Below are 6711 nucleotides of genomic sequence, written 5' to 3'. Positions count from 1 at the left end.
GCGGCATTCTAACCAACTGAACCACCGGGCCAATCAACTACGAATAATATTATACAGGGTTGACCTCGTTTTGTCAACAGCTTTTTATGCTTTTTTTAAAATTTCCAATGTAGCCATTAAATTTGCTTCCATATGCACCTGCAAAGCCTGCAGCTTATCCTCTGCCGGCACGTTGCCCAGCACGTCAAAAGCATCTGTGGTCAAGGGCAGATGATTCTTGCGCATTTCCGCAAACAGCTCATCACGGAAAATATTATAGGAAAAGTATATCTGATTGCCATGCTTAAAATCGGTATAATCCAAAAAGATAAAGGAACCATTGATATAAGGCAAGGGATTATCGGGCGTAATATACAACTCATAATCGCCTACCTGAGCAGGCAGCGAGCGCCAGTAGTCCCACTGCTCAAAATGCAGCGCTTTTGCTTCATACGGCAGCTTATGTACAGTTTTCTTGTCCATGCTGGCCAAAATATCCGGCAGGCTCTTGCGCATCATGTCGGCAAAGTGCTCGCGGTCACGGCAGAAGAAGCGCACGTCGCGAAACGTATGCAGACCTACGGTTTTTACCGGCACATAGTCAAAGGTTTCTTTTGTGTAAGTCAAATCAAGACGACAGTGCGACGCTTTGTGCACATAGGCTGCAATATTCAAAATCTGTCCGTCGATGCCGGCGCCCGGCACAAGGGTATAATCACCGATTGCAGCAGGCAGATTGCGCACAAAGTCCCAATCCTTAAGTCCTGCCTCTATTTCTTTGATATCAGGCTGTCCCATCTCAACCTCCGCACTTTTCCAGCAGCTTGCCGATTTTACTGTAAATCCTTACTGCATTGTTATAAAATACATCCTCGTGATAGCATTCGGGAACAACATGGCTGATCATCCAGATATACAGGGGAATATTTACAAGCGGCCAGTCACTGCCATACATGATTTTTTCATAATTGCCAAGATAATTCAGCCAGGTATGCAGCTGACGCAAAAAGCCACGCTGTCTTTCGAGCAGCATCAGCGGTTTAGGATTTCCCTCCACCAGACCGGAAAGGTCAATACATACGTTGGCATTCTTGCAGGCCACCTCCGCCGCATCGGCGAACCATGGGCAACCACAGTGCGCTATGACAAAGGTAACGTCGGGAAACGCCACTGCTACTTCATCAACAGTCAGCGGATGTGAATATTTCAATAAACCGCTGGGCCAGGCAGTATCGCCTGTGTGAATTGCAACAGGCACATTATAGGCACGTGCCAGCTCAAGCAGCGGCCAATGCCTTTTATCGTTGACATAGACAGCGTTATAACCTGGGTAGAGCTTAATTCCCAGACAATGCGGGTCCTTAATAAAGCGTTCAAATTCCTGCGCCGTTTTTTCCGCATTTGCTTCGGTTATAGCCTCGCTGTTTACACCCATGCAATATCCCATGTTCTGCGGCTGATTGTAATGCTCCTCGTCAAAAGGCGCTGCAAGGTCAATCATACGCGGTGTAACACCACCGTATTTCGAAGACGTATAATTAGTGTTGCCCATAGCTACGGAAAAAACGATATTGTTTTCTTCGCATATTTTCTGCCAGCAGGCCGCAGTATTTTCATAGCCTGCATCGGCTGCGACCTGCACAAAACCATCAACATTGTAATAATGCATATGGGCATCAATAATCTTCATTTGTAACCCCTCTTTATTCTAAAACACGTATCGTTATTCTTCTTCCTCTTTAGGCAGAATAATATTTAACACCATAGCCACGATAAAAACTACGGCTACACAGTTTTCTGCAAAAACATTCTTGATTAAGTCAGGGAAAATCTTAAAAATTGCCGGTGTCTGGGTAAAGCCGATGCCGATGCTGAGTGCCAGGGAAGCAATCGTTACATTACGGGTGTTGTAGCCGCAGTTGGCAATCATCTGCATGCCGCTGACTACGATAGAACCGAACATCATCAGGGTGCAACCGCATATTGTTTTTCGCTCATTACGCTTCCTCATGTCTGAACACTACTGTGTTGGTTTTGGCATCCATCTTATCAATGATAGCCAGGGAATGCAGGTTGTAGCCGGCTTTGCGCAGCTTGTCGCCGCCGCCCTGGAAGCCTTTTTCTACAGCAACGCCAACGCCTTCAACAGTAGCGCCGGACTGACGTACAATATCGATAAGTCCTTCCAGTGCACAACCGTTAGCCAGGAAGTCATCAATAATCAGCACATGGTCTGTTTTGGACAGGAATCTTTTGGAAACAACAACGTCGTTTGTTTTGCTATGGGTATAGGAATAAATTTGAGTGAAGTAAACATCCTTATCCATATTGCTGCCGCTGGATTTCTTGGCAAACACTACCGGAACGCCAAAATACATTGCCGCAACGCAGGCAATACCGATGCCGGAGGCTTCAATAGTCAGGATTTTAGTAATATTCCTGTCTGCAAACAAGCGCTTTAATTCTTTACCAAGCTCCGCAACAAACGGCACATCAATCTGATGATTTAAAAAGCTGTCAACCTTCAGGACATTACCGCTTTTGATAACACCGTCATTAACAATTTTTTCTTCCAATAATTTCATCGTCAAGCCCTCCATAAATTGTTTTTTTAACTGCTGCTACGAACATGTCAGCAATAAATTTCTCTTTTAAGTATAAAGATTATTTTATCACACTGACAATCTATGGTAAAGTGATTTTCTGCTTCCGCAGTGATATTTTTACCTTAATCTACCACCAGTGCGACTTCGCTGCCCGTCCCCTGCAGGCCGCGTTTTTTCTTGACGAGAATTTTTTTGTCAATCATTTCCTGCAAGTCATGCACGTGCGAAATTATGCCTACAAGCCGATGGCCTTCACTGAGGCCCTGCAGCGTAGCAATAGCCTGCTGCAGACTGCTGTCATCCAGCGAACCGAAGCCTTCGTCGACAAACATCGTATCCAGCTGAATGCCGCCTGCGCAGGACTGCACCTCATCCGCCAGCCCCAGCGCCAACGCCAGCGATGCCATGAAGGATTCGCCACCGCTTAAGGTTTTGACGCTGCGCAGATTACCGCTGTAGTAATCCTTAACCTCCAAATCGAGGCCTGTTTTGCTGTTGCCCGTCTTGCTGTCCGCATCCTGCATTTTGTCACGGCACAGCTCGTACTGGCCGCGGCTCATACGCAGCAGCCTTACATTGGCGCGCTGCAGAATTTTATCGAAGTAGTGCATCTGCACATAGGTTTCCAGGTTGACACGCTTCTTGCCTGTCAAGGTTCCGTTCAGCGTTGCGGAAAGGCTGTTGATCAAGCTATATTCCGCTTCGCAGGCTGCCCTGCGCGCTTCATAGCCGCTGACCTCCTGCTTAATCCGCTGATTATTCTTGATTGCGGCATACAGCCGCTTATCCTGCAGCTCCAGCTCACGCTGCTGCGCCAACAGCTTTTCATGCTCCTGCTGCAGCTTCTGTTCATCAACATCCGTCAGCAGCTCATTCTGCTCGGCAAGCTGCTTTTTCAGCTCCTGCAGTTGCCCTTCGGCACCTGCCATTTGCTGCCTCATGCTCTGCGCCGCAGCCTCCGCCTGCTTGTCGGCAGCCTTCTGCTGCTCCAAAGTTTTCGCCAGCTTGCGGTATTGCTCCACCTTTTCCTGCAAAAAGCCCATCTTCAGGCGCAGGGACGTAATCTTATTGTTAACATCCTTCAGCTCTGCCTGCGCTTTTTCGGCAATCAGCTTCAAATCGTCACAGCCAAGCAGCTCCATGCCCTTGCTCGTCAGTAGGCTTTTGTCAAGCTCCAGATGTTCCTTCAAAGCCTTGCCTTCACCTATAAGGCCGTCTCTTATTTTCTGAGCGGCCTCAGCTTTAGCGCGCGCCTGCTCAACATCATTTTCGGTAGGTGCGTCCTGCGCCAGCTGCACAGGCTGCGGATGCTCGCAGGAACCGCAAACCGGGCAGGGCTTACCGGGCTTCAGCTTATCGTGCGCCAAAAGTCCCGCCTGTGCGCCCAAAAATCTGTCAAAGCAAGCATCGCTCTGCTCATTAAGATGATTGAAATTATCGCAGGCCTGCTTATACTCCTGACGCTTCTGCAGCAGCGAAACCTCCTGACTTTGGTAACGCTGCTGCATTTCCTGTAATTGCCGCAGCTCTCTTTGGCGTGCAGCCAGCTGCTGCCTTGCTGTTTGCAGCTGTGCCAGCTCCACCTCGCCCTTTTGCGCTTCGCTGACCTCTGCCTCAAGCTTTTGCAGAGCCTCCTGTCTTTGCACTGCTGCAGCTGCTTCCTGCTCCAAATGCTTTTGCATGCCTGCTATTCTCACTTCTGTCGTCTGCATATATTTTTCAAGCTGCTGCTTTTTATCAATAGCGCTCAGGCTGTCCTGCAGCGCAGTCAGATTTTTCGTCACAATAGCCGCCGCTGCCGCCATCTGCTGCTGTTCCTTTTCGTCAAGAGCAATAATTGTGTCAACCAAGGCCAGTACTTCTTCAACACAGCCTTCATAGTGACGCGCGGCAAAGCTCTGCAGCTTTTCCGTATAAGCAGGATAAATGCAGCTGATGCCGTTCAGCGCCTGCTCGCTTCGGCGCTGCTGCTCGGCAAATTCGTTACGCTTAGCCGCAGCATCCTGCTTCAGCCTATCCTGCAGCTGCTGGAAAAAGTAGGTATGAAATAAATCACGGAAGATTTTACTACGCTCATCCGTATTGGTATCCAAAAATTTTCGAAACTGTCCCTGAGCAATCATCGTAATCTGCGTAAACTGCTTGTGATTAAGCCCCAACAGCTCCACGATGCTTTTATCTACGTCAGACATTCTCGTCACCGGTACGCGTCCATCAGGATAGTACAGCGCGGCGCCGGCCTTTTCCTTCGTCATCCCGCCGCCACGCTTCGACGGACGGCGATACTCCGGGTTACGTCTTACCCTGTAGCACTTGCCGCGGAAGGAAAACTCCAGCTCCACAAACGTCGGCGTATCCGCGTCCGCATATTGGCTGCGCAGCATGTTGGCATCACGCACACCCCCGCTCGTCTGCCCGTATAAGGCATAGGAAACGGCATCAAAAATCACTGTTTTGCCGGCACCGGTATCACCGGTAATCAGGTACAGCCCCTGCTCTCCGAGCTGGGAAAAATCTATAACGGTTTGGCCTGCATACGGACCAAACGCACTCATAACCAGCTTCAGCGGTCTCATAATATGTCACCTCCCATTTCCGACAGCAGATTCGTCAGATACTGCTTCTGCTCCTCGCTCAGCTCCTGATTGTTCTGCAGGCGATAAAAATCATCAATAAGCTCCAACGGTGTTTTCTCTACCAAATCTTCCGTTATTTCCAGTTCTGCATTCGCCTGCGTGCGCTTATTGTCATAATCAAGCTGCAGCAAATTCTTATACACCGACTGCAGGCGCTGCATAGCATTCGGGATATCGTTTTCATCAGTAAGCGTCAGATAATAAAAATCCTGCAGACAGCCATTCTCATCCATTGGGAACATGGCATATGTCGGCTTTGCCATTAAATTTTCAAAGGTATCCTTTAAATAACGCACCTCACGCAACGGTGTCAGCGGCAGCTGCGTAACCTTCATATTGCCTTTTTCGGCAAGCTCCAACATTGTCACGGATTTTTGCTGCTGCCATTCGCTGAAGGAATATTTCAGCGGTGTACCGCAATAGCGGATGCACTCATTACCGCCGACATTCTGAGGATTATGGATATGCCCCAAGGCCACATAATCAAAAGCAGCAAAAACCTCCGCACCGATATTATCCAATCCGCCCACATTAACGGCCTCGCTGCCTGCGGTAACTGCGCCGGTAACAAACTGATGCGCAACAAGCACATTGCGCTCGTCCTGTGCCAACGGCAGCTGCGACACAGCATATTTCACCGCATCATGGTAGCCTGTAATCTCCGCTGCCACCTCCTCCGGTGCCCAATGCTTCACAACAGCAGGCTTTAAAAACGGCAGCAGGAAAATATTCACCTTGCCGAATTCATCCTCCAGCACAAGCTGCTGTGGCTGTCCGTTATAGCTGCCTGCAAAGTGAACGCCGCTACTGCTCATCAGCTGCGCACCGAACGCCAGGCGCTCCGCCGAATCATGGTTGCCGCTGATGATGCACACAGGCACCTTAAGCTCCGCCAACTGATTGAGAAAATCATCAAACAAAACGACAGCTTCTGCCGGCGGCACCGGTTTATCATAAATATCTCCGGCAAGCAGTACGCAATCAGGCTGCTTGGCGCAAATCATCTGTACAATACGTTGTAAAATATATTTTTGGTCCTCATAAAGAGAAAACTCGTTGAGTTTTTTTCCTAAATGCAAATCCGACAAATGTAAAAGCTTCATGCTATCACTCCCTGTCACGAATATTTATTCACTGTTATATAATCGTTGTATTATCTTGATTTTATCATGCTAAAGCATATGCGTCAATCTATACTTCAAACAAACGTTGCCGTTCCTCCTAAACTTTCTGGAAAAAATTTCTACTTTTTTTCAAAAAAGTACTTGACCAACTGCTATCTATCTGCTATAATCGTTATTGTTCTGATGAGCGTGCTCAAAAAGAACTGCTACTCCGGGATGGTGTAATGGTAGCACAAGTGACTCTGGATCATTCGGTCTGGGTTCGAGTCCTAGTCCCGGAGCCAAATGGCGCTATGGTCAAGCGGCTAAGACGTCGCCCTCTCAAGGCGAAATCAAGGGTTCGATTCCCTTTAGCGCTACCACGAA

At 48.5% G+C, this 6711-nt stretch carries 5 protein-coding genes, 2 tRNA genes and 1 pseudogene; 2 read left to right on the top strand and 6 right to left on the bottom strand.

Annotated features, from left to right (window positions below; all coding sequences use genetic code 11):
• Window positions 1-84: 84 nt before the first annotated feature.
• From BN587_RS00840 to BN587_RS00815, 6 genes and pseudogenes are all read right to left on the bottom strand, one after another.
• Entirely contained in the window at window positions 85-777 is a 693-nt protein-coding gene (locus tag BN587_RS00840) for a hypothetical protein (RefSeq protein WP_021719276.1), read from the bottom strand.
• Window position 778: 1 nt separating this feature from the next.
• Window positions 779-1669, bottom strand: a complete 891-nt coding sequence (locus BN587_RS00835; RefSeq protein ID WP_021719275.1) for an amidohydrolase family protein — start codon at window positions 1667-1669, stop codon at window positions 779-781.
• Between the two features lie 33 nt (window positions 1670-1702).
• A pseudogene (locus BN587_RS00830) lies at window positions 1703-1957 on the bottom strand (purine permease); the annotation flags it as partial.
• A gap of 19 nt (window positions 1958-1976) precedes the next feature.
• Complete coding sequence (locus tag BN587_RS00825; RefSeq protein WP_021719273.1) at window positions 1977-2564, bottom strand: xanthine phosphoribosyltransferase; 588 nt, start codon at window positions 2562-2564, stop codon at window positions 1977-1979.
• Window positions 2565-2707: 143 nt separating this feature from the next.
• Window positions 2708-5161 carry an AAA family ATPase gene (locus tag BN587_RS00820; protein WP_021719272.1) on the bottom strand — a complete coding sequence of 818 codons (2454 nt, stop codon included), beginning with the start codon at window positions 5159-5161 and terminating at the stop codon, window positions 2708-2710.
• On the bottom strand, window positions 5158-6324 hold the full coding sequence (locus BN587_RS00815) for an exonuclease SbcCD subunit D (RefSeq protein WP_021719271.1): 1167 nt from the start codon (window positions 6322-6324) through the stop codon (window positions 5158-5160). The genes BN587_RS00820 and BN587_RS00815 overlap by 4 nt, the downstream gene beginning before the upstream one ends.
• Window positions 6325-6555: 231 nt before the next feature.
• On the opposite strand from BN587_RS00815, the gene BN587_RS00810 reads away from it, so the two are divergent.
• Window positions 6556-6629, top strand: a tRNA-Gln gene (locus tag BN587_RS00810).
• Window positions 6630-6632: 3 nt separating this feature from the next.
• Window positions 6633-6707 (top strand) — tRNA-Glu (locus BN587_RS00805).
• Window positions 6708-6711: the final 4 nt, after the last annotated feature.

It is taken from the genome of Phascolarctobacterium succinatutens CAG:287 (assembly GCF_000434895.1).
Classification (GTDB): Bacteria; Bacillota; Negativicutes; order Acidaminococcales; family Acidaminococcaceae; genus Phascolarctobacterium_A; species Phascolarctobacterium_A succinatutens_A.
The sequence above is the reverse complement of the archived record's forward strand: the minus strand, read 5'-3'. Positions and strand labels throughout refer to the sequence as shown.